Below are 3,048 nucleotides of genomic sequence, written 5' to 3' on the forward strand. Positions count from 1 at the left end.
CGCAGTATAGCGTGCAGGTCGTAAATGACGAATCACAGGCTACGCCCGAGCTTGAGGCTACCGTCGCTTTAGTAAAGCATCTAACTCAAATTTACGCGATCGACAGCAATAGAATCTACGCCACCGGTCAGTCCATGGGCGGAATGATGGCTATAGCGATGAATGCCAAATATCCGAATCTCTTTGCCGCGTCCTACCTCGTGGCGTGCCAATGGGATCCTGATGTAACGGCGAGTATGGCGAAAAATAAAATTTTCATCCTCGTTTCACAGGGCGATAAGAAAGCCTTCCCGGGTATGAACGCCATAACGCAAGTACTCGCTAAAAACGGCGGCAAGGTCGCTAGAGCGCAGATAGATGGCACAGATAGCACGGAGGAGATTAACTCCGCTGTAAAAAATTTGACCGCAAAGGGCGCGAATATAAACTATATGAGCATCACGGCGGGCACGATCCCTGATCTGCCTGCGGGAAATCCGGGGAGCGAACATGCCTATACATGGAAAAAGCTCGCTTATAATATAAAAGCCGTGAGAGAGTGGATATTTTCGCAAAGCTTGGAGGCGAGCGAGCGTGAAGAGCAGGCTCTAAACGCAGCGGCAAAGGGCGATATGAAAGCACCGCGCTATTTGGGCGAAATTTACGAGCAAGGTTTGGGGGTAAAGCAAGACTACAAGAAGGCGGCGGAATTTTACGCGCTGGGCGCAAAAAGAGACGATCTGACATCGCAGTATCGCCTCGGTAAGCTTTACGAGCAGGGCCTTGGCGTCGCGCAAAGTTACCAAAAAGCGATGAGCCTATATCTTAAGGCAAACGGCAGGTTTGATCACGTCACGGCGCCGGCATTTAGCGCGATCGGCGATCTATATGCAAACGGCCTTGGCGTAGAGAAAAATCAAAAAGAAGCTCAAATTTGGTACGAAAAGGCGGCTAAAAGTCTAGAAAACGACAAGCAAAGTCGTTAAATTTTACTTGCAATCCCTTTAAATTTGCCGTCCCTTAACGCTAGCGCGGTATAATCGCGCAAATTTAAAATTTGAGACGAAGATGAATCTGGTTTTATTCGACTTTGACGGGACGATCACGCGCGATGATTCGCTGCTGGAGTTTATCGCCTACGTCGTGGGATTTAAGAAATTTTTTAGAGGGATTTTTTGGCTTTCGCCCGTTTTGATCGGATATAAGCTAAAAATTTGCAGCAACAACTACGCTCGCAGGCGGCTGATGACATACTTTTTCGCGGGTATGAGCGCGGATAAATTCGCTCAAATTTGCAAAAAATACTCAAACACGCACATCGAGGATATCGTGAAATTTTCCGCGATGGCAAAGATCGCCGAGTATAAGGCAAACGGCGACAAGGTCGTGATCGTGACGGCGTCGCTCGAGGACTGGCTGGCTCCGTGGTGCCAGGCGCAGGGCATCGAGCTACTAGGCACTCGCATCAAGAAAAAGGGCGGCGTGATAACGGGCGAGATAGACGGCGCCAACTGCTACGGCGCGGAGAAGGTGCGCCGCGTGCGCGAGGCGTACGACACGGACGCCTTTGATCGCGTGATCGCATACGGCGACAGCAGGGGCGATAAGGAGATGCTGGAGTTTGCCGACGAGGCGCATTATAGGGTGTTTGAGTGAGGCGATGAAGGCTGCTTGTAAATCTATCAAATTTTGGCTTTTAGCTCATCCAAATTTACCCGCAACCGCAAACGCCTAACTCCAAATTTAAACCATTTTCAGCACTTCGACTATCTCGCCCTTTGCGATAAATTCGGTCTCTTTCGGGATGATTAAAAGCGCGGCGCCTCCCGTGAGATTGTTTACGATCGCCGAGCTGCCCAGCTTCTTGCCGTCTAAATTTACGTAAATTTTGCCGTCGCGATTTTCTAAATTTACCGCCGTAAACTCCAAAAACGGCGAGCGTTTTTTGTAGTCCTCGTCCATGATCGCCGTGATTTTAGGCTCGCTAGCGCCAAACCACGCATTTAGCAGCACGCGCACGTAGAGCACGCACATCACCATCGCCGAGTACGGAAAGCCCGGCAGCGCAAATATATACTTTTCGCCCGCTTTGGCTACCTTGATGTGGCGGCCCGGTTTGATCGCGGCGCCGTCTATGATGATGTCGAAATTTTCGCCCAGAGCGCCTTTTACGAAGTCGTAGTCGCCCATGCTGATGCCGCCCGTGGTGACGAGCACGTCGGCTGATTTTAGCGCGCGGACGATGGCGTCTTTTACGAGCTCGGCGCGGTCGCGCACTATCTCGCACAGCACGGGTTCGCCTCCCATTTTACGCACCATGGCCGCGATGCCTACGTGGTTTGAGCTGTGGATCTGCGCGGCGTTTTCTAGCGGTTCACCGAGGTCTTTTATCTCGCTTCCAGTCGCTAGCACAGCGACTCTGGGCCGCACGAATACGCTAACGTTAAAGATCCCAAGCTCGGCTAGCAGCGCAGTCTCGGCGTAGCCTATCGTCGCGCCTTTTTTGATTAGGATTTCGCCTTTTTTGTAGCTTTCGCCGACCTCGCGTACGGCAAAGCCCTTTGCGACGGGTTTTTTGATCACGACCTTGCTACCTACGACCTCGACGTTTTCGACCGGGATTAGCGTGTCGGTACCTTCGCTCATCAGCGAGCCGGTGAATGTTTTGACGCATTTTACGCCCTCGACCTTTAGGCCTTTATCGCTACCTGCGGGTAGGTCGGTGATGAGCTCAAGCTCGCTCAAATCCTCTCTCCACGCAAACGCGTAGCCGTCCATCGCAGAGACGGGACGCTCCGGGGAGTTGTCCTGTGCCGCGATATCTACGGCGATACGGCGATCAAGTGCTTGCGTGAGCGTGACCTTTTCTACGCGGTCCCACGGAGCGAGCGTAGAGCGTAAAATTTCAAGAGAGGATGCGTAACTCATAAATTCTTTCATTTTTATCCTTTTTTAATTCCCCGGCTCGGCTGGATTTTAAATAGTTTTCGGCTAGGATACTCGGGTCACGGACGACCGGTCCGCTCCCGTCGTATCCGCCGCAAACTATTTAAACTACACACAATCCGT

General features: G+C 51.7%; 3 protein-coding genes. 2 read left to right on the plus strand and 1 reads right to left on the minus strand.

Going from position 1 to position 3,048, the window contains the following annotated elements:
• Together Q0338_RS06030 and Q0338_RS06035 are read left to right on the plus strand one after the other, a co-directional pair.
• Window positions 1-965: prolyl oligopeptidase family serine peptidase (locus Q0338_RS06030; protein WP_298085969.1), on the plus strand; the 965-nt coding region annotated here is incomplete at its 5' end.
• Window positions 966-1,047: 82 nt separating this feature from the next.
• Window positions 1,048-1,635, plus strand: a complete 588-nt coding sequence (locus tag Q0338_RS06035; protein ID WP_298085970.1) for an HAD-IB family hydrolase — start codon at window positions 1,048-1,050, stop codon at window positions 1,633-1,635.
• A gap of 87 nt (window positions 1,636-1,722) precedes the next feature.
• On the opposite strand, the gene Q0338_RS06040 is transcribed toward Q0338_RS06035, so the two are convergent.
• Window positions 1,723-2,919 (minus strand): molybdopterin molybdotransferase MoeA, encoded by a 1,197-nt coding sequence (locus tag Q0338_RS06040; RefSeq protein ID WP_298085971.1) that lies wholly within the window; start codon window positions 2,917-2,919, stop codon window positions 1,723-1,725.
• Window positions 2,920-3,048 lie beyond the last annotated feature (129 nt).

This window comes from uncultured Campylobacter sp. (assembly GCF_938018145.1).
Lineage (GTDB): Bacteria > Campylobacterota > Campylobacteria > Campylobacterales > Campylobacteraceae > Campylobacter_A.

Excerpts from the sequence above, each read along its gene's own strand:
- Q0338_RS06035 (WP_298085970.1), top strand. The coding sequence starts at position 1,048 with ATGAATCTGGTTTTATTCGACTTTGACGGGACGATCACGCGCGATGAT.
- Q0338_RS06040 (WP_298085971.1), bottom strand. The coding sequence starts at position 2,919 with ATGAAAGAATTTATGAGTTACGCATCCTCTCTTGAAATTTTACGCTCT.